This is a genomic window from Bacteroides sp. RTP21281st1_H5_RTP21281_210402 (genome assembly GCF_040918965.1).
GTDB classification, from domain to species: Bacteria; Bacteroidota; Bacteroidia; order Bacteroidales; family Bacteroidaceae; genus Bacteroides; species Bacteroides congonensis.
The window spans coordinates 513,624-535,799 of sequence record NZ_JBCOWR010000001.1 but is presented as its reverse complement, the minus strand read 5'-3'; the positions used below and the strand labels follow the sequence as shown (position 1 = coordinate 535,799).

Genomic DNA, 22,176 nt, shown 5'->3' with positions numbered 1-22,176 from the left:
ATTATGGAAATTAAATCCAAATTCTTATGTTCAAAAGGAGTCGCATTGGCTTTCGCCATGCTGCTGGGTGGTTCGCCCGGTGTATTGCTCTATGCAAATGATTCTGTAGAAGAGAGTTTGATGGTAGCCCAGGCAGGGCGTACTATCAAAGGACTTGTTACGGACGCGAATGGTGAACCGCTGATTGGTTGTAATGTGGTGGTCGTAGGAAGCAATGCAGGGGTAATTACCGATATTGACGGTCGGTTCGCGCTGAATGTTCCTGTGGATGCAAAACAAATTAGAATTACTTATATCGGGTATGCAGATCAGATTGTCAATTTGAATGGGCGGTCAGATTTCAAGGTTGTGTTGAAAGAAGATAATAATGCATTGGACGAAGTGGTGGTAGTAGGTTATGGTACACAGAAAAAAGCCACATTGACCGGTGCGGTAGAACAAGTCAGTAGTAAAGTTCTCGAGAGCCGTGCCATTACGAATGTGGGTGTAGCCTTGCAAGGAGCTACTCCGGGCTTGGTTGTTACCCGTTCGTCTTCACGTCCCGGTAATGAAGGACTGAACTTTCAGATTCGTGGAGCAACTTCTGTCAATGGTGGCAGTCCATTGATTATAGTAGATGGGGTTCCTATTTTGAATAGCGAATCTTTCCAGAATTTGAATGCGGATGATATTGAAAATATCAGTGTCCTGAAAGATGGTTCAGCTTCTATTTATGGAGCCAAAGCTGCTAATGGTGTAATCCTGGTGACTACAAAGAAAGGAAAAGGAAAAACAACAGTTGATTATAACTTTAATATGCGTTTCACTACCAACGGCATTATGGCTTTCTCTCCTAGTATGCAACAATATGCTACCATGTGGTTGGAAGCGAATAAGGAGATGCCCGAACATGACTGGTGGGGCTGGGGAGAAGAAAACCTCAAGAGAATGGCACAAGGCATCGAAGGTATTTATGAATCGACTATATCAGATTGGGGCACTATGTTTGTGGGTAATGCCAATCGTCTGGATGAGCTGTTTGCACGTCGTTATTCCTATCAGCATAACTTGAGTGTGTCCGGTGCCACTGATAAATCCGATTATCGTATTTCCTTGGAATATGCAGATAATCAGGCAAACTTGGCAACAGCCTATGATGGGCAGAAACAGTTGAATTTACGTCTCAATTATGGGATAAAATTGACCGACTGGTTTAAACTGGAAACTTCTGCCAGTATGATTAAGACAAATACTGATACACCGACACATGGTATCGACCGTACACTTTATGGAAACGACGCTCCTTTCTTTCCAGCTAAAAATTCTTATGGTCAGTGGTATGCTAACTTTGGGAATGTAGGCGATCGTAATGCCGCTGCGGCTACAACCGACGGCGGACGTGATGAGAGAGAAAAGCTGACTACCCGCGTAGACTTTAAAGCCTTGGTCGACATTTGGAAAGGGATAACTTTTGAAGGTACGGCTTCCTTCCAGAATGAGGAATATCGGCGTGAACGTTATTCATTACCGGTCCAATGTTATAACTGGTTTGGTGAGAAATCTTCCAAATTAGTGTATGAAACTACGCAGACACTTAGTACGCCACAGGACGTAATGAACTTTAAAGATTCCCATCAGCCGGGATATTTGGTACAGGCAAATAACGCCCGTTATCAGTATTATTCAGCATTACTTAAATACAAACGTACATTTGCAGAGATGCACAACGTGGATGCAATGTTTGGTATTACAGCTGAAAAGTATATGACTAAGAAGGTGGTGACGGCACGTGAAGAATTTGAAGATGTGGGTATTTATGATTTGAATCTGGCTGCAGGCAAACAAGGTAACGGGGGAGGAAAGTCCCAAAATGGAACCTATTCTTATATCGCTCGTTTGAATTATAACTATGCAGAAAAGTATATGGTTGAGTTATTGGCACGTCGTGATGGAAACTCTAAGTTTGCCGCAGGCTACCGTTTTAAAAATTTTGGCTCTGTATCCTTGGGATGGGCGTTCTCTGAGGAACAGTTCATGCACTTCTTAAAACCTGTTGTCTCCTTTGGAAAACTACGTTTCAGTTATGGTACTTCAGGAAATGATGTCGGTTTGAGTGATTTTGATTATGTAGGTACTATCGGGCTGGGTACAGCCGGATTTGGATTAACACCTGCCAATCAAGTTTCTTCCAGTTTTGGCGGATTGACTTCTTATGAACGTACGTGGGAGAAAGTGAAACAAAAAAACTTTGGTGTTGATTTGAATTTCTTTGATAATCGTTTGAGAGCATCCTTTGATTACTTTATAAAAGATAACATCGGTATGTTGGTGAATGTCACTTATCCGGGAGTATTAGGTGGTAAGGCACCGAAGACAAATAGCGGTCATCTCAATGTGAAAGGTTGGGAATTTAATTTGGGATGGCGTGATCAGATAAAAGACTTTACATATTATGCAAATTTCAATATCGGTGACACAAAAAGTCTGCTGAAAGACATGGAAGGTGCGGACAATTATGGTGCCGGATGGAATGCCCAAGTGAACGGCTATCCGTTAAACTCGTATTTCCTTTATCGTACAGACGGATTTTTCAAGGATCAGGCAGAAGTGGACCGTTATTATGCACTTTATGAAAACGGTGCAGAGCTGCTTGGCAATTTAGGTTCCGGTACCTCGAGCCAATTACGTCCCGGTGATACAAAACGACTGGATTTGAACGGAGATTATAAGATTACCGGTGCAGGTAATGAAAACAGTGACTTGCAGTTTATGGGAGATTCAAATCCGCATTTCGTTTTCGGTCTTACATTAGGGGGCTCATGGAAAGGTATTGATCTTACTGCCATGTTCCAGGGAGTCGGTAAGCAGTATGTGATCCGTAACGATTGGATGGCATATCCGTTCCAGTCACGTACATCTAACCAAAATCCTACGTTTCTTGGTAATACATGGACAGCGGATAATCCCGGAGCGGAATATCCCCGTTTGACTACTAATACGGCAGTTTCTCACTGGAATTATGAGAATAATGATTTTATGTTGCAGAACAATCGTTATATCCGTCTGAAATCCTTGATTGTGGGATATACTTTGCCCCAGATATGGACTCGTAAGGTGAAACTTGAAAAGGTACGTCTCTATTTCTCCGGAAATGACCTGTGGGAGACTACCAGTATCAAGGATGGTTTTGATCCTGAAATGGGAGCTGCTTCCAATAATAGCGGATATCCGTTTGCTCGTACGTGGTCGTTCGGCTTGAACGTCACTTTATAATAGTCATTTTAAATACAGAATAATATGAAAAATATAAAGACTTACATATTGGCCGGTGCTTGTATTTTGGGATTTTCTTCCTGTGCTGATACTTTTCTTGATTTGAAACCGTTGGATGCCAAGACCGATTTGATTTATTTTAAGACACCGGAGCATTTTCGCGAATATGCCAACGGGCTTTATGGGCAGTTGTTGGGATGGCAGTCTGCATATGGAAGTATATGGGATCATATGGATATGTCATCTGACCTTGCTACCTGCATGAAATATTCGTCAGGTGTGGGTACCGGTGTGATGGGAATCCCTGATTCTGATGGCCGGTGGGGCAATTGTTATGCGAATATCCGGGCTACGAATCACATGTTTGAAAGGGCAGCTTCTTCCTATACAGGTGATTTGGCAGATATCAAGGGTGAACTGGCAGAGGGACATTTCTTCCGCGCTTACAACTATTTCTATTTGTTGAAATTCTTTGGTGGTGTACCTATTGTAACAAAAGTGCTTGATGTAGAGTCACCAGAATTATACGGTGAACGTCGGAGCCGTTATGAAGTCGTAGATTTGATTCTTTCTGATTTGCAGGAGGCTATTGACGGATTGCCCACAGAACAGAATATTGCCGCTGCCGATAAAGGAAAGATAAGCAGACAGGCTGCGCAGGCTTTCAAGGCTCGTGTCTTGCTTTATGAGGCGACATGGCGTAAATATAATGGAACGTCTACTGATTTCGAGGGTTCCGCAGGTCCTTCATCCGATCAAGTAAATGCTTTTCTGGAAGAATCCATCCAATTGTCCCAGACGGTGATGAATGACCCCGCTTATTCGTTATGGAATTACAATAGTATTCCTGAAATGAAGAATCAGAGCAACCGTTATCTGTTTAACATCGAAGAACCGGGTAGTAATCCGGTAGGTGCAGGGAGAGATACGAATAAAGAATTTATTATTGCCTCTATTTATAGCCAGGATACTCGCAAAGGGCAAATTGACTTGAACCGCATTATTTATTCCGATATACGCCCGAGCCGGAAATTGATGGATATGTTCCTGTGCAACGACGGATTGCCTGTCGGCGTATCGAACCAATTCGAAGGGTATCACAATCCTGGTGATGAATTTAAAAACAGGGATTATCGTATGGCCTGCTATGTCAATACTTACGCTTCCAGCCTGAAAGTGGAGAATTGCGGATATGGGGTTTGTAAATTTGCCATAACCATCAACCGGAATGCCAAGGATGAGTCTCCCAACTATCCGGTACTTCGTTTGGCAGAAGTATATTTGAATTATGCGGAAGCTGTTATGGAGCGTTACGGGAAGATTGAAGATCAGCAGTTGAATAATTCGGTCAATAAAATTCGTGCCCGTGCGGGAGTAGCCAATCTGACCAATGCATTGGCGGAACAGATCCGGCAGAAAACAAATACGGAGAAAACAAAAGACCAGGTGCTGCTTGATGAAATCCGTCGTGAACGTGCTGTGGAACTTTTTATGGAAGGACATCGGTTTGACGACTTGAAACGTTGGGGAATTGCGGAAGAAGCGCTTAACCAGTCGCGTTGCGGAGCTGTAGTGGGAAGTGCAGATTACCCGACAGCATTTATAGATGAGGAAGGTAACGCTACCAGTGAATATACTCCCGGCGTATTTACAAGAGGAACAGAGGTTGTAACGACGGGAGCCGGTGATTTACCTTGTGTGGTACTTCATAGGGCGACTGATTGTGATTTTGGAAAGAACGACTATCTATGGGCAATTCCCAGGGATCAGATTAATCTCAACAGGAACCTGAAGCAAAATCCGGGATATTAATTAATTTATCATTCAATGTATTACTATACAGAACTTATGAAACTATTGTCTAAATATACATTCCGTTTGGCGGTGCTTGCATCTGTGGCTCTTATGGCTGCTTGCGAGCAAGACCCCAAGTTCACAGTTTATGATTATCCGGTTCCGGTAGTGGAGAACGTATATCCTACGGACGGATTTGTAACTACGCAGGTCGTTATCACGGGAACTAACTTTGGCGACCGTGCGGAAGCTGTAAAGGTTTTCTTTGGCGATATCCAGTCAAAGAAAGTTGTTGATTGCAAGAACAACCGTATTGTGGTGGAAGTGCCCGAAACAGCTAACACCGGTGATTTGTCTTTGCAGATTTATAATAAGAAAGTAGAAAATATAGGTCATTATACAGTGTTGCCGACGCCCCGTGTCATCACAACGCTTTCCAATAGCGATTTTGGATATAATGTGGCAGATACGGGTGACAAGGTTACCATATCCGGCGAGAATTTTGGTACGGATGCTTCCGATATTTCTGTCGATTTCAATGGCACACCGGCAGTTTTTGAATTGGTAGATGAAAAGACAATCATCGCAACTGCTCCTGAAGGTTACGTGACAGGTAATGTGATTGTAACCGTTCATGGATATGCCATGACAGGAGGGGCTATGTTTAATCCGAATTCGAAGGGAGATGTGACGGTACTTTATCTGAAGAATTATCAGCAACCTTTTGCCAGCGAGGAAGATAACCCGGGCGACTGGAGCAAACCTATGTATTGGAATCAGAATGCGGCGTCCATGAATCCGCATGGATGCAGACAATATGTTAAGAATGGAAATTTGACTTTCCTTTGCTTCCAAAGAGGATGGGGTAAAAATGCCATGACCAACGGTAAGATATGGCAGGGTGCCAGTTTCTTGAAAGGTACATATAATATGGAGATTACCTATGATACGTCTTGGTTCCCTAATGATGGGGGTAATTCTCTTGTCGCTATGATTGTGCCGGGAACGGATGAAAGTGCTATTCCCGATTTGGCGGATATTGCTACTGTCACAGAGAGAGGAGGAGCATATACGGTGTTCGATGACTGGTCATATCTGGATGGAAAGAATCAGGTATTGACGTCAGGGAAGCTTACTGTGGAACTGACTGTGGACGAAGCAAAAGATATGGTGGTCGGTTTCCTTGTTACAGTGGGGACGAACGATACTTATTTCAATGTGACGAGTGTGAAACTGATTCTTCAGTAATGATAAATAAATGGTCAAAAAGGAATAAATAACATAGATTATGAAGAAAATATATAATTATCTGTTTCCGGTTTTCCTCTCTTTGTTTGCGGTAGCGGCATGTGATGAGGACAATGAAGAAATCGTTCAGATGACTTACGAGAATCCATGTGCTATAGTAACAGGCATATCTCCTGTTCGAGGATATGTCGATACTGAATTTACGATTAGTGGTGAAGATTTTGGAGTCCGTACGGATGACGTGAAAGTGTATATCGGCTCTCAAGAAGCTTCTGTTATTTCTTGTGAAGACAAAGCTATTGTTGCAAAAGTTCCTGTATCTGCTACGGACGGAAAAATAACAGTTGAAGTGTTTGGTCAAAGGGTAGAAACCGACTTGTCATACAGCGTATTAGGGAAACCGGGTATCAGTGCTGTGAAACCTTCTTTCGGATTTCCCGGTACGGATATTGTTTTTGAGGGACATGATTTGGGAGTCTCCAAGACTTTATATACTTTGCTTTTCGTTGGTTGTACGGACAAAGCGGAGATAATAGGTACTCCTACTGATGAACGTTTTCAAGTAAAACTGCCCGAGTCTGCTGAAAGCGGAATTATGACTTTGAAAATTTCCAATCAAGCAGTCGATTTGGCATCGTATCCGTTTACGGTGTTAAAGCATGCTACTCTTGATTTGCCGAAACAGGATGAACCGGTTCCTTCGGGATATGCAGGAAGTACATTTACTATCACCGGAACCAATCTTGCTCAGGAATTATTGAAACCTGTTGAAGGGTTGCAGCCATTGAGAGTTACTTTTACTGCTAAGGCGGGAGGAGACCCGGTGCAAGCTGTAATTGATGTGGATAAACTAACTGATAAGAGCATTACAGTAACTGTTCCTGAAACGTTGATTGCCGGAGATTATGTTGTCACTGTTATTACTCCGTTTGAAACCATTGAGTCCACATTGGCATATACAGTGCTTCCAATGCCGGAGGTGATGGAGGTTACTCCATTAAGAGGATATGTGGGTAGTACAATGACTATTACTGGAAAGAATTTTGTGAATGACGTGAAGGATATCGAAGTTAAGTTTGGTGATACGCCTGCCACGGAAGTGACGTTGGAAGGGGATAAGACTGAGATTGTGGTTAAAGTTCCTGCAATGACAGATTTTGGAGAAAAAGAACTTTCTCTCTTTATGTATGGCGTTGAAATACCTATGGGTGATTGGAAAACTTTTGAATTGTTGACATCTCCTGTAATTACTTCCGTTATTACTGATAATAGATTTAGTCGGGCTGCGGTTGAGCAAGGTGATATTATTACTGTTACAGGAACGGGCTTCCAGAACAGCAGGGTGACATCGGCTATGTTTAATGGGCAACCGTTGACTGTGACTGTTGAAAGTAACACTCAAATAACAGCAACTGTTTCAGAAGATTGCAGTGTGGGTGAAGGCGTGATTACGTTACATTTTGAAGGTGTTGATGCAGATGTTGTCAGTACGGATAAACTGAATATGCTGAAAACTGGTAGTGATATTTCAGAGTATGTGCTGACTAATGGGAAACAACCATTTAAGGCGGTGGAAGAATTTAGTGGTAAGGGGCATTATACACCTGTAGGATGGAAATTTAATTATGGAGGTGGAAATAATGGTTTTCAACATTTGGGAGAGGGAAAAGACCCTCATGAAGGTCTGTATTTAAGTTCCGGTGATGACCCCGGATTATTGGTTATACAGAATAGTTGGGATAAGTTACCACATAAACAAAATGGTAAGATGTGGCAGACCATTGAACTTCCGGCAGGGGTTTATGATGTCGTTTTGAATCTAACAGAGGTGAATGTTATGGAAGGCGGCAGGCATCAGGCAGGGTTCTTTGTGCAAAAAGGAGATGATACCACATTACCGGACATAAATCCGGATCGTTATCAGTGGGAAGGTACCGTAGATAATATACTTGCAGGTGTCAATATTGCCACAGGAAATTATAATAATCAGCAGTTGATAATGAATGATGTAGAAATAGATGGTCAAGTGACTATGGGATTTGTGGTGCAATTTAATCAAAAAGCTCATTGTTTGAAATTATCCTCTATAGAGATTCGTCTGAAATAAGAAATTTAAAGAAATGTAATGCTGCCTTTTGACGGTGGCATTACAATAAATAATTTAAGTGAAGTATCATGAAGAAAATATATTATTTAGCCGCAGCATTCGTTGCTTTATCTTTCGCAGGATGCGGTGATGGCATCGACCTACCGGATGTCAACGTAGAGAAAGATTTGAATATGATTCCTCTGCCGGAGGATCAGTTGGATTTGGTACAAGTAGAATCGAAAGATGCGAGTGTATCAATGGAACATATAGGCGGTTTGCACACGGATGCAGATTTTGATTTTGTGAGAGAAAAAGTGAAAGCAGGTGAGTCGCCCTGGGCGGAAGCTTACGAGCAGTTGAAAAGCAGCAAGTATGCCCAGCTTGATTGGACAACCTGGCCTACAGAAATTATAATTCGTGGCGAAGGAGCGGAGAATTATATGAATGCGGCTCGTGGTGCAGCAGCAGCTTACCAGATGGGTTTGCGTTGGAAAATAGAACAGGACGACCGTTATGCTGATAAAGCAGTCTCTATTCTGAACCAATGGGCAGATGTTTGTAAAGGATTGGGGGGCAACTCGAATGTATCGTTGGCATCCGGTATTTACGGGCATGAATTTGCTATTGCCGGAGAACTTCTTTATGATTATATCGGGTGGGATTCACAAGATCGTCAAGATTATGTGGATTGGATGTTGACCGTGTTTTATCCTGCCAATAAAGACTTTCTAGTACGCCATCATGGTACTAACCATTTGCACTATTGGGCGAATTGGGGACTTTGTAATATTGCTTCTACTATGGCAATCGGTATTCTTGCCGACCGTCGTGATATATACAATGAAGCTATCGAGCATTTTCAGACAGGAGTGACAAATGGACGTCTGACACGTGCTATTTATCATGCATTTACCGGACAATATGCTAATTTTGCTCAACTTCAGGAAAGTGGACGTGACCAGGGACATACATTAATGTGCGTAGGACTGATTGGCGTTATTTGTCAGTTAGCATGGAATCAAGGAGATGACTTCTTCGCTTACAAGCAAAACCTTTTCCTTAAAGCTTGCGAGTATGCGGCATGTTATAATTATACAAGTGATCCTGTTCCTTACACTACATATACATGGCAACAACATAATGCTTGGGGAGGGATATCGCCCGTTGTTCAGTCTGCATTGGGAGAAAACGGGCGTGGCAACGACCGACCTATTTGGGCACTTCCTTATTATCATTATAAAGCACAGGGGAGCATCAAGGATGAGCAAATTAAGTATACGAAAAATGCTGTGGAAACCCGTGGCATAGAAGGCGGAGGTGGAAATTATGGCGAGACTTCCGGTGGTTTTGATGTACTGGGATTCGGCACATTGATGTATACCCGGTAAAACTGCATTTGAGTAAAAAGAAAGATTTGTTCGAATTATACTGATGAAAGACAATGGAAGTATTGCCGGTGCTTCAGCCCGGATGGTTTACCGGCATGCTTCGTTGTCATATATCAGCAGATAAAAAATAGGTATGAATAAATTAAGAAGAATGGCATTGATTTCTCTTTCTGCGCTTTTCGGATGGAACTGTGTGCAGGCGGAAATCATCACCTATCCCGTACCGATGGGCATTTACTATGCCCGTCACAACGATGATTACACAGTAAAAGTACGGCAGGCAGGTGAAAAAGATTGGGTTGACCTTTTCGAATATAACGTAAAGGTGGATATGGATACCAAGTCCGATGCGACCATGGTACAGTTTGATTTCTCCGGTAAAGTGGAAGTGCTGGTGCAAAAGAATAACGGAGACATCCGTTCTGCCGTAGTGCGTCCCCTTTCCAAAGGCATTCAACCGGAGATAGACGGGAACTTTCTTTTGTTTACACTGGATAAACCGCAAAAACTCTCTGTCGAATTCAACGGCGACCGTTTGAATAATCTGCACGTATTTGCCAATCCGATTATTAAGAATGTGCCCGACAAGAATGACCCGAATGTGATGTACTTCGAGTCCGGCATCCATGAACCTACCGATGTGGCAGGAAAGTGCTTCCGTATTCCTTCCAATACGACAGTTTATCTGGAAGGTGGAGCAGTATTGAAAGGCTGCCTTAATTGTGACAGTGTGGAGAATGTGAAAATCTTGGGGCATGGCATGTTGCTCGAACCGCAGCAGGGAATATCCGTAGCCTATTCCAAGAATGTGCTGATTGACGGGATTACCGTTGTCAACTCGCGCCACTACACCGTTTCCGGCGGGCAATCTACCGGCATCACCATCCGAAACCTGAAATCATTCAGCTATCAGGGATGGAGTGACGGACTGGATTTTATGTCTTGCTCGGATGTGACGATTGATGATGTCTTTCTGCGCAATTCGGATGATTGCATAGCTCTCTATACCCACCGTTGGAATTATTACGGGGATTGCCGTAATATCCGTGTACTGAATTCCACCCTTTGGGCGGACATCGCACATCCTATCAACATAGGTACGCATGGCAATACGAAAACCGGGGATGAAGTTCTGGAAGACATATTGTTCAAGAACATTGATATACTGGAACATGATGAGGACGACCGTGATTATCAGGGATGTATGGCTATCAACGTAGGTGACCATAACCTTGCGCGAAATATTACTTTTGAAGACATTCGTGTGGAAAATATTCAGGAAGGGCAGTTGTTCCATCTCCGTGTGATGTATAATCAGAAGTATAACACAGGGCCGGGCCGGGGTATAAAGAATATCGTGTTCCGCAACATCTCTTGTACAGCCAAGTATGTCAATCCTTCGCTGATAGAAGGGTATGATAAGAACCGCAGAATCGGGAATATCCTGTTCGAGAATATAGTCTTGAACGGTAAACGGGTGACTTCACTGGAAGATTTGAACGTCAATATGAAAGGGTTTGTAGATAAAGTGAGTATCAAGTAATATTTTGTTTCTCATGCTTATGAACTAATTTCGAGTTTGTGCAGATTTATTTTTAGTGTTTAATGGATTTATGGCTAATGATACATGACTTTATTCGTCTGACAACCGTTTCTTTTTCGTCTGACAGTTGTCAGACGAAAGAATAACAATTGTCAGACGAAAGTTCGACAACTGTCAGACGAATAAAGTTATGTGTTACGGGTATTAAATCATTGCATGTTAGCAATTAAGTTTTAGAAAAACTACGATTAGTTTATTACTGTACAAGATAGATTATATGATTACAAACGTATTGTTGAAACAATGAAGAAATACATTTGCCTTTTATTCCTTATACTGATAAACAACCTGCCGGGAGTAGCCGATATAGCTTTCCGACTGAAAAAACTGCAAGTGGAATATGCGACAACCCCGCTAGGGATTGATGTGGAGAAACCCCGTTTCAGTTGGCAGATGGAAGCGCTTACAGATGAAAGGGGATTGACACAAACAGCCCGCCAGATAATAGTGACTGATGAAGCTGGTACACAAGTATGGGATTCCCGAAAGATTGCCGACGATAAATCATTGAATATCGAATATGCCGGACTTCCCTTGAAAGCAACTACACGCTATTTATGGACAGTTCGCGTATGGAACAACAAAAATGAGGAAACTTCCGCTTCTTCCTGGTTCGAAACCGGACTGATGAGTACCGACCGTACTTATCAGGGATGGAGCGACGCCAAATGGATTGGAGGGGGAGAGGATGACAGGATGTTATACTCCCATTATCTTCCCGTTTTCAAGTTGAACTTTTCATTGCAGTTGGACAAGATTTCAAGAAGTACCCGTGCCGGATTCATCTATGGAGCCAATGACGAGCGTCTGATGGGGCAAAATAGGAATCTTTATCACTTGGAGAATAATAAAGACGAATCGTATATAAAGATAGAGTTGGATATTGCTCCTTTGCTTTCCGGTAAGGAAGCCGTACTGAATGTATATAGGACTGGATATCACCCGAATGATAAAAAAGAGGTTCCTTATAAAAGTTTCGCTGTTCCTCTGACAATCATCAATGAGGACAACAAATACGAACGTCATCATATAAGCCTTACTTCAGAATTAGGTTTTACACGTTTTTATATAGATAATATCGACAAGGAAATAGGCTCGCTCAACCTGAATCCGTTAGGGCGGGGTGGTGATTTTATCGCTTTTCCGGTGGTCGGAGATATAGGTTATTCTGTCTCTGCCGGTCAATCCGCTTCCTTTTCAAAGGTAGAAATTGCGAATTTCAGAAGTCCCTCGAATGTGATAGCGGCAGTGCAGGTTGAAGATTACCGGATAGAAGGTGGTGCTTCCGGTACTCTTAAAACATTTACGCCAAAAGGTCATTCGGCTCCTATGCTCAGGACGGTCTTTGCCGCTTCAGATGCAAAAATAACTAAGGCGCGTTTATATGTAACATCACGTGGCATCTATGAAATTTATCTGAATGGCAGACGGATAGGGGATGATTACTTTAATCCCGGACTTACCCAATATAATAAGACTCATTTGTATCAGACGTTTGATGTCACAGAGCATATTCATTCCGGAAAGAACGCTCTCGGCGCTATATTGTCCGAAGGTTGGTGGAGTGGTGGAGCGACTTTTACAGGGGATAATTGGAATTTCTTCGGCGACTGCCAGTCTATCCTGGCAAAATTAGTTATCACTTATGTGGACGGACAAGAAAAAGTGATTGTTTCCGACCCATCCACCTGGCAATGTTTCAACAGAGGGCCTGTGCTTTATGGCAGCTTCTTTCAAGGGGAAGTATACGATGCTTCGAGAGAGGTGGAAATAGAGGGATGGAGTACCCCCGCCTATAATGCATCCGGTTGGCATCCGGCCTGTGAAGTTACTTTGGACGGTCATATTAGTACGGAAGGAAATCCGAATAAACCGAAAGTGGATGATTACTCTGATTTTGAACTTGTTGGGCAGTTTGGTCAGACGGTGAAGGCTATAAAAGAATTGACTGCTCTGTCTGTGGAAGAAGTCCGTCCGGGTGTATTTGTTTATGATATGGGACAGAATATGGCAGGTGTGCCAAAAATCAACCTGTCCGGAATGAAGCCCGGAACGAAGATAAATTTGCGTTTTGCGGAAGTGAAATATCCCAATCTTCCGGAGTATGAAAGTAATATCGGCATGATAATGCTTGAGAATATCCGTGCAGCTATGGCACAGGATATTTATATAACGAAAGGTGGTGAAGAAACAATCCTTCCCCGGTTTACCTATCACGGTTATCGCTTTGTAGAAATTACCGGTATTGAAAAAGCATTGCCTGTGGATGCGGTGAAAGGTATAGTACTTAGTTCCATTCACGAGCTTTCTTCTCATTATGAGACATCCAATGCGAAAGTAAACAAACTTTGGGAAAATATTACATGGTCTTCGTATGCCAATTTCATGTCTGTCCCTACGGATTGCCCGCAGAGGAATGAACGTTTGGGTTGGACAGGGGATATTTCCGTCTTTTCCCGAACTGCTACCTATTTGGCAGATGTCTCGCAATTTCTGAGAAGATATCTTCGATCTATGCGAGATGTGCAGCGCAAGGACGGACGTTTTCCTGACATCGCCCCTTTGGGTGGTGGATTTGGCGGAGTTCTGTGGGGAAGCGCCGGAATCACGGTACCTTGGGAATGTTACCAACAATATGGAGACAAAACACTGTTGAATGAGCATTATGACTCAATGAAACGGTATATTTCCTACATCCTTAATGAAACAATCGACCCGAAGACGAATTTGCTTGTCCAATACAGGGCATGGGGAGATTTAGGTGACTGGTTGGGGCTTGAGGACTCAAAGAATGATAAGTCACTCTTATGGGAAGCTTACTTCCTCTATGATTTGGAACTGATGAATAAGATTGCAACTGTCTTGGGCAAAACCGCTGACGCTGAATGGTTTCAGAAACTTCATGCTGTTAGAAAAGCTTTCTTCAACAAAACCTATATACAACCCGGTACCTGCAAAACAGTCTTTTCCGCTTTTATTCCTGAAAAGCAAGGGACATTGGTGGATACACAAACATCCTATGTACTTCCATTGGTCTTTGGTATTGTTGAGGAAGATAACAAGCCGCAGTTCATTCATAATTTGATAGAAACAATTCCTTCTTATTCACTCATGACTGGTTTTATCGGAACTGCTTGGATTAGCAAAGCATTGTCGGACAATGGCTACAGTGATCTGGCATACAGGCTGTTACAGCAAACCAGTTATCCTTCCTGGCTGTATTCGGTAGAGCAGGGAGCTACCACGATATGGGAAAGATTGAACTCCTATACCCACGAAGATGGATTCGGAGGAAATAACCGCATGAACTCCTTCAACCATTATTCTTTTGGGGCAGTCGGTGCATGGATGTACAACCGTTCTCTAGGAATAGAGCGGGATGAAAACTCCCCCGGATTCAAGCATTTTGTGTTGAGGCCGGAAGTAGATACGACTGGTGGCATGACTTACGCAAAGGGATATTATGATTCGATGTATGGGCGTATTGAAAGCAGTTGGAAAAAGGAAAACGATGTAGTTACCTACCAATTTACAGTTCCTGCCAATACGACTGCTCGGTTATATCTGCCGGCTGTTTCAGTAAAGAAGATAACCGAAGGGAATAAATCTTTAAAGAAGAGCAAAGGAGTGGAGTATGTCGACATGAAGGATGGAAAGGTGATATTGGAACTTTCGTCAGGTAGTTATTCTTTTGAGATTGGCAAGTAGGATAAATTACTTTTTACCCCTGATGCAGATGAGTTATGGAACGGTGATATGCAGAACAAGTAGTGGAGCAGGAATTACTGGGAGCCACTGTAACTTTTGGAGAGAAAAGAATGTTTTGGGTACGGGATGCACGTAATTCGCAAGCGGAGGTTGATTTTGTTTATAGGTTTAACTCTCATTTATTGCCGATAGAAGTCAAGACCGGGGATAATTCAAAATTACGCTCTTTGCATCAGTTTATGAATGACTCGAAAGAGACTGTGGCTTTGCGTCTGTGGAATGGAATTTTATGCTCGGATGTAATCAAACTACCTGATGGCAAAAATATACGTTATATAATATACCCTTTTATTACGCAGGACAATTGGAAACATTCTTGAAAAATAGGGTTTCGTTGCAATAGAATGAAGAGTTAACCTATTGTAAAGGCGTGGCTGAACCTATATAAATACGTTCTATTTTCAGGGAATTGCCGTTCATTTCTAATAGCTCTGTTACTGCCTGTCGGCTATTTCTGCTGTATAGTGAATTATTGAGTCTCTTGATTACGAATCGGATACATTATTCAATAGGTGTATAGAGGTTTCTGTTCGTATTTAAATATAGAAACATACATAAAATGGTCTATTAATATTGCTAATTGAATAAGATTTGAACATGATGAAAAAGTGTATTTTGCTATTCTTGTTTACATTGATGAACTGGTCGTTTTACGCACAAGAGTATCCGAAAGTTATTATTCCGGGAGATTATCCTGACCCAAGTATTATACGCGACGGGGAGGATTATTATATGACTCATTCACCGTTCTATTATGCTCCCGGCTTTTTGATATGGCATTCCCGTGATTTGGTAAACTGGGAACCAGTGTGCCGCGCCCTGACAGATTGGACAGGTTCGGCTATGGCTCCTGATCTGGTAAAGTACAAGGATAAGTTCTATATATATTATCCTGCTGCCGGAACTAATTGGGTGATTTGGGCAAATGATATTCAGGGGACGTGGAGCAAGCCTGTTGATTTAAAGATTGGGGGGATTGATCCGGGACATATTGCTGACGAAAACGGTAATCGTTATCTGTATGTCAATGAAGGTGAAGTGATTCGTCTGACCGATGACGGATTGGCTACTATCGGAGAAAAAAAAGCGGTTTATACCGGTTGGGAATATCCCCAAAAATGGAATACAGAATGTATGTGCCTGGAATCTCCGAAGTTAAATTACAGAGATGGTTATTATTATATGACTTCCGCCCAAGGCGGGACTGCCGGACCTGCTACAAGCCACATGGTTGTTGCTGCCCGTTCTAAAAGTCCGCTCGGACCGTGGGAGAATTCTCCATACAATCCTATTGTACATACTTATAGTTCACATGATAACTGGTGGTCGAAAGGGCATGGTACACTAATAGATGACATAAATGGAAATTGGTGGATTGTGTATCATGCTTATGCGAAAGGTTATCATACCCTAGGACGTCAGACTTTAATAGAACCTATTGAATGGACAACGGATGGCTGGTACCGTACCAAAACTACTGCTACTCCGATTAGGTCGGATAAACAAATCAAGCATGGAATAGAGTTGTCTGATGACTTTAGCGAAGCAAGTTTAGGACTCCAATGGACTTTCTGGAAAGAATATGCCCCGAAATCTTTGACTTTTGATAATGGCACCCTTTGGATAAAGGCTAAGGGAAATACTCCTGCTAACGGACGTCTCCTTCTAACAACTGCTGAAGATAAGAATTATGAAACCCAAGTGGAAATAAATACCGGTAATGGTAATAGAGCCGGGCTTATCTTGTTTTATAATGAAAAGGCTTATGCGGGAGTTGTTTCTGACGGAAAAAAGTTTATTGTATATCAGAATGCAAACAAACAATTTGAATTACCTAATGAGTTGGGTAACCGATTTATTGCTAAAATCCATAATCAGGGTAACAATCTGCGTATAATGGTGAGCAAAGATAGCAAGGAGTGGATTACCCTTGCGGAAAATGTTGATGTGTCACAAATGCACCACAATAATTATCATGGTTTCTATGCTTTGCGTATAGGATTGTTGTCTGCTGGAAAGGGAAGTGCTGGATTTAATCAGTTCTGTTATAAGAATGCCGTTCCTCAAGAAGCGGATATGGGTGCTTATCTGATGGTATTTCACAAGGACGAAACGCATGGCTTGTATATGGCTGTCAGCCGTGACGGATATACTTTTACAGCCATGAATGACGGGGAACCGGTAATTGCCGGCGATACGATTGCCTATCAGAGAGGTATTCGTGACCCGCATATTTATCGTGGACCGGATGGCGCCTTCTATTTGGCAATGACAGACTTGCACGTGTTTGCAAAGCGGGACGGTTACCGGGAAACTGAATGGGAACGTGACCGTAATATGTATGGTTGGGGGAACAATTATGGACTGGTATTGATGAAGTCTTGGGATCTGGTTAACTGGAAACGCGCGAATATCCGTTTTGACAAGTTGACTGCAGGCTTGAGTGAGATTGGTTGCGCATGGGCACCGGAAGTGACTTACGATGAGAAAAAAGGGAAACTGATGATTTATTATACGATGCGTTTTAGAAATGAAGCGAATAAACTGTATTATGTATATGTAAATGATGATTTTGATACCATTGAGAGCTTGCCGCAGATTTTGTTTGAATATCCTAATGAGGGTGTTTCTGCCATTGACGGAGATATCACGAAAGTAGGAGACAAATATCACTTGTTCTATGTTGCCCACGATGGGACGGCAGGAATCAAGCAAGCAGTTTCGAATCGTGTGAATAGGGATTATGAGTATGACCCGCGCTGGTATGATTTTGAGCCTAAAGCTTGTGAGGCTCCTACTGTATGGAAGCGCATCGGTGAAGATAAATGGGTATTGATGTATGATGTATATAGCGTGACCCCTCACAATTTCGGTTTTATTGAAACATCGGACTTTGCGAACTTTAAAAACTTGGGACGTTTCAATGAAGGAGTAATGAAAACTACTAATTATAGTGCTCCCAAACATGGTGCAGTCATCCATCTGACTGCTGAAGAAGCTGATAAACTCGAGAAATATTGGCAGAAGAATAAAAGGAAATTTGTACCTATGACATCTGTCGAAGTTGCACAAAACAACAGGGACGGCGAATGATGGAGCATTCCGTTAGTAGGAAAGCAGTCTTTCACCTTTCTGAAAAGACTGCTTTCTGTTTTTATAGCCGAGGATTTCCTTAATGCATAACGAATACTCAGACTTTTTTATTTATAGTTTTATCTGTCGTCCTTTCTCATCATCCACCACAGCCATCATCCCTTCCACTTGTGCCAGAGCCAACATACGCCCGTGGAAAGAATATCCCGGATTATATCCTTTATCTTCGTCTCCAAGCATCATCCGTCCATGGTCTACACGCATGGGCAGTCCCGGATTTTCCTTTTCAAAGATACGGATAAGGTCAATCAAATGTCCCCGTCCTGTGAGATGGGAACTTTCAATGAAGTTTCCGCCCGGCATGGCAGCCGTGCTACGTAAATGTACAAAGTGGGTGCGTTTGGCAAATTTCTTTGCCAGTTCACGGGTATCGTTATGTTCACCTGCACTCAAAGAACCTGCACAGAAAGTCAGTCCGTTATGTGAATTATCTACGGCATTCAAGAACCATTCAATATCACTTTCATTGGTGACAATGCGTGGTAATCCCAGGACTTGGAATGGCGGGTCGTCAGGATGTACACACATATTGACATCATATTCTTCGCATACAGGCATGATTGCAGATAAGAAATAACGCATATTTTCACGCAAAGCATCCCGGTCTATATCTTTGTACAAAGTAAGTAACCGCTTGAAGATGGAAACCGGATTTTTGTCCCCTTCTTTGATATTACCATTGACAAAACCTTGAGTCTTGACAATGATGGTATCAATCAGTGCGTCTTTCTCTGCATCTGTGATTACCTTATCCAACTCGGCAACTTTCTGAAGTTCTTCTTCAGTATAATCTTTTTCTGCTCCTTCACGTTCCAGGATTCGGATATCGAAATAAGCAAAACGGATACGGTCGTAATAAAGTGAACTGGTTCCGTCCGGCCAAGGGTGTTGCAAGTCTGTACGTATCCAGTCGATAACGGGCATGAAGTTGTAACACACTGTCCTTATGCCGCATTTACCCAAATTGGCAAGGCTTACTTTGTAGTTCTCAATCAACTGTTCACGTTCCGCTCCTGCGTATTTGATTGCTTCGCATACAGGAAGACTTTCCACTACCGACCAACGCAAGCCGTATGATTCGATGTATGATTTCAAATCATTAATAGCTTCCATTGTCCATATTTCACCGTTCGGTACATCATGCAGGGCAGTGACAATCCCTTCTACCCCTATCTGTCGGAGCATCGGCAGAGTTATCTTATCCTTTTTGCCGAACCATCTCCATGTCTTTTCCATCATAGTCTTTTTCTTCTCTTTATTACAGGCTATTATTTATTACTTAAACTCCGCTGAATGCACTGAAACCACCGTCGATAGGCAGCATTGCTCCGGTTACGAAACTGGCAGCTTCACTACACAGGAAATGCACCGCACCATTCAACTCTTTAATGTCGCCGAAACGTTTCATCGGAGTTTTAGCCAATACTTTCTTGCTTCTGTCTGTCAATGAGCCGTCAGGGTTGATGAGTACACGACGGTTTTGGTCGCCGATAAAGAAGCCCGGTGCGATAGCGTTTACACGGATACCATCACCGTATTTCAGTGCCATTTCGCTTGCCAGCCATTGAGTGAAATTGGCTACGGCAGTTTTGGCAGCCGAATATCCCGGTACACGGGTGATAGCACTGTATGCTGCCATTGAGGATACATTAATGATACATCCTTTACCCTGCTTAGCCATTACCTTGCCAAATATCATAGACGGATATACTGTTCCGTTCATATTCAGATTAGTTACTTTCTCCCAACAGGAGATATCCATGTCATAAAAATGTTGTTCCGGTTCAAGAGTGGCTCCCGGCATATTGCCACCGGCAATATTCAGCAGAATATCAATCCGTCCCCATTTGGCTACGATTTCTTCGGCTACTTTTTCCAAGCTAGAGATGTCAAGGACATTGCCGATGATACCGATTACATCGTCACCATATTGTTTGAGTTCAGCTACACGGTTATCCAGTTGCTCCTGACGAATGTCAATAGCTACTACTTTTGCTCCCTGCTGTACAAAGTGTTGGGCGATATTTCCACCCAGTACACCACCTGCTCCGGTAATAACAGCAACTTTACCGGCAATACTAAATAATTCGTTCATGGTTCTATCAAATGTTTTTATGAATTGATGCAAAAATAGCGGGTTTTTACACATGCTATGATGCGTATATTTGCAAGATATTTACTTATCTTTGCAAAAGTGGTTTAGAAAGAAAATTTATGAAGAAGATAATGAATGAGAAGTTGACGATTACGACTTCCAATCCCGTCCGTGCCCGCTTTTATGAATATCCGCGTTTCACGTATCCGTGGCATTTTCATAATGAGTATGAAATTATCTATGTGGAGAAAGGGGAGGGGGATTGTCTCGTAGGTGACAGCATTATTCCTTATTTGAAAGGTGATTTGATTCTTTTCGGTTCTGAACTGCCTCATAGCATGCAGAGTCCGCCGGATAGCGGGGAAGAATCTGATGACGGAGAAAAAAACGAACAGAAAGTAAAAGGCGTGAATATCCAGTTCGAGAAAGACTTCATGCATTATTCCATCTCTCAATATTCCCAGTTTATTCCCATCAGGAACCTGTTGGAAGATGCTTGCAGGGGAATTAAATTCACTGTTACCCGTTCGGGAAAAATCATTAAGTTATTAAAACAGATACCTTCTGCCAAAGGAGCCGACCAAATCATCCTGCTGCTTTCACTCCTGCAAATGATGGCTACCAGCAATCACAGGAAGTATCTGACTACTTCCCATTATACTCCGTCCCCTTCCATCATGCGTAATGAAAGGATGGAAAAAGTGATTGCCTATCTGAACAAACATTATACCGAATCCATCGGCTTGGATGAAATCGCTTCTTACACAGCGATGAATCCCACCGCCTTCTGCCGATACTTTAAAGAAAACACAGGAAAGACATTCAAAGAGTATGTGCTTGATATGCGTGTCGGATATGCTTGTAAATTATTGAATAGTAGCATGATGAATATATCGCAAATTAGTGCTACCTGCGGATTTGAATCTCCTGTGCATTTCAATCGTATCTTTAAACGGGTGACCGGGATGACGCCGACTGTTTATAGGGAGCAGATGGAATAACATCAAAGTTCAGATGATATTTTTCTTATAAATTCTTCGGGAGTTACAATCTCTATTTGGTCATTGTCGGTATAGAAGTCTTTTTTATTCAGAGTTATTAGGTACTCACATTGTTCGGCTATTGCATTTTGATATTGATAACTATCTTCTATATCTGTAAAATTAGCATCCCATATGCCTTTGCTTAATTCTTCATTGGAAATATCGCAAATATCTGACATTAATAATATGTTATTAAGTATATTACGTAGCTTATCTAAACGTTGATCTTTGGATAAAGACTCCGTCTTCTTTAGGTACGCTTCTACAAGATATGTGATTGTGTAAAAAGAACCTTGGGAAATATAACAGTCAATAACACCGTTTTTATATAGGTTATATATACGGGCGATTTCAATGGAATGCGAACGATTAGTAATGGATTCCATTAATATATTGGTATCTAAAAATACTCTCATTCTAAGTTGAATTTTTCTTTTAAAATATTACCTCTCATATCTTCCCAGGGAATTTCAGAATCAATGCTTCCTATTAGGGATTGGCTATCGAACAATTCTCTTCTTTTTTTTCTGGTAAGATTAATTTGTCCCTCTTTTTCTTTTTGAAACTGCATGTACTGTTTTAGTACATCAACGTTTTCTTCTTCTCTGATGGACTTAATAATTTTGCGCCTTATATTTTTGATATACGACTGAGAATAATATTCACCTATGGGTTCTTCTGCTTTCATATCTTGCTCTGTTTACAATCTAAACAAAGATACTATTTAAATAGCGGAACTAAAA

Annotated in this window: 13 protein-coding genes; 9 read left to right on the top strand and 4 right to left on the bottom strand. The window is 42.1% G+C overall.

Annotated elements, in window-relative coordinates; all coding sequences use genetic code 11:
- Nucleotides 1–3 precede the first annotated feature (3 nt).
- From AB5443_RS02155 to AB5443_RS02120, 8 genes are all read left to right on the top strand, one after another.
- Complete coding sequence (locus AB5443_RS02155) at nucleotides 4–3,252, top strand: SusC/RagA family TonB-linked outer membrane protein (RefSeq protein ID WP_368113124.1); 3,249 nt, start codon at nucleotides 4–6, stop codon at nucleotides 3,250–3,252.
- A gap of 24 nt (nucleotides 3,253–3,276) precedes the next feature.
- Nucleotides 3,277–5,064, top strand: a complete 1,788-nt coding sequence (locus AB5443_RS02150) for a RagB/SusD family nutrient uptake outer membrane protein (protein WP_277131006.1) — start codon at nucleotides 3,277–3,279, stop codon at nucleotides 5,062–5,064.
- Nucleotides 5,065–5,100: 36 nt separating this feature from the next.
- A complete protein-coding gene (locus AB5443_RS02145; protein ID WP_368119584.1) occupies nucleotides 5,101–6,294 on the top strand; it encodes an IPT/TIG domain-containing protein in 1,194 nt (397 codons plus the stop codon).
- 40 nt (nucleotides 6,295–6,334) lie between these two features.
- Nucleotides 6,335–8,401, top strand: a complete 2,067-nt coding sequence (locus tag AB5443_RS02140; protein WP_277131004.1) for an IPT/TIG domain-containing protein — start codon at nucleotides 6,335–6,337, stop codon at nucleotides 8,399–8,401.
- Between the two features lie 68 nt (nucleotides 8,402–8,469).
- Nucleotides 8,470–9,771 (top strand): alginate lyase family protein, encoded by a 1,302-nt coding sequence (locus AB5443_RS02135; RefSeq protein ID WP_022136978.1) that lies wholly within the window; start codon nucleotides 8,470–8,472, stop codon nucleotides 9,769–9,771.
- A gap of 133 nt (nucleotides 9,772–9,904) precedes the next feature.
- Nucleotides 9,905–11,314, top strand: coding sequence for a glycosyl hydrolase family 28 protein (locus AB5443_RS02130; RefSeq protein ID WP_195406881.1), 1,410 nt, complete (start codon nucleotides 9,905–9,907; stop codon nucleotides 11,312–11,314).
- Between the two features lie 303 nt (nucleotides 11,315–11,617).
- The gene (locus tag AB5443_RS02125) at nucleotides 11,618–15,082 is read left to right on the top strand and encodes a family 78 glycoside hydrolase catalytic domain (RefSeq protein WP_277131001.1); all 3,465 of its coding nucleotides are present in this window, start codon (nucleotides 11,618–11,620) and stop codon (nucleotides 15,080–15,082) included.
- Nucleotides 15,083–15,742: 660 nt separating this feature from the next.
- The gene (locus tag AB5443_RS02120; RefSeq protein ID WP_368113119.1) at nucleotides 15,743–18,235 is read left to right on the top strand and encodes a family 43 glycosylhydrolase; all 2,493 of its coding nucleotides are present in this window, start codon (nucleotides 15,743–15,745) and stop codon (nucleotides 18,233–18,235) included.
- A gap of 111 nt (nucleotides 18,236–18,346) precedes the next feature.
- Here AB5443_RS02120 and uxuA read toward each other — a convergent pair whose 3' ends face one another.
- Both uxuA and AB5443_RS02110 read right to left on the bottom strand, forming a co-directional pair.
- The gene (gene uxuA / locus AB5443_RS02115) at nucleotides 18,347–19,534 is read right to left on the bottom strand and encodes a mannonate dehydratase (RefSeq protein ID WP_368113118.1); all 1,188 of its coding nucleotides are present in this window, start codon (nucleotides 19,532–19,534) and stop codon (nucleotides 18,347–18,349) included.
- Between the two features lie 40 nt (nucleotides 19,535–19,574).
- Complete coding sequence (locus tag AB5443_RS02110) at nucleotides 19,575–20,390, bottom strand: SDR family oxidoreductase (protein ID WP_073348236.1); 816 nt, start codon at nucleotides 20,388–20,390, stop codon at nucleotides 19,575–19,577.
- 119 nt (nucleotides 20,391–20,509) lie between these two features.
- On the opposite strand from AB5443_RS02110, the gene AB5443_RS02105 reads away from it, so the two are divergent.
- A complete protein-coding gene (locus tag AB5443_RS02105; protein WP_368113116.1) occupies nucleotides 20,510–21,391 on the top strand; it encodes an AraC family transcriptional regulator in 882 nt (293 codons plus the stop codon).
- Between the two features lie 2 nt (nucleotides 21,392–21,393).
- Here the strand turns inward: AB5443_RS02105 and AB5443_RS02100 are convergent, their stop codons facing one another.
- Together AB5443_RS02100 and AB5443_RS02095 are read right to left on the bottom strand one after the other, a co-directional pair.
- Nucleotides 21,394–21,849: a PIN domain-containing protein gene (locus tag AB5443_RS02100; protein WP_195406886.1), complete on the bottom strand. Its 456-nt coding sequence runs from the start codon at nucleotides 21,847–21,849 to the stop codon at nucleotides 21,394–21,396.
- Nucleotides 21,846–22,121 (bottom strand): hypothetical protein, encoded by a 276-nt coding sequence (locus AB5443_RS02095; protein WP_195406887.1) that lies wholly within the window; start codon nucleotides 22,119–22,121, stop codon nucleotides 21,846–21,848. Before AB5443_RS02095 ends, AB5443_RS02100 begins: the two co-directional genes overlap by 4 nt.
- Nucleotides 22,122–22,176 lie beyond the last annotated feature (55 nt).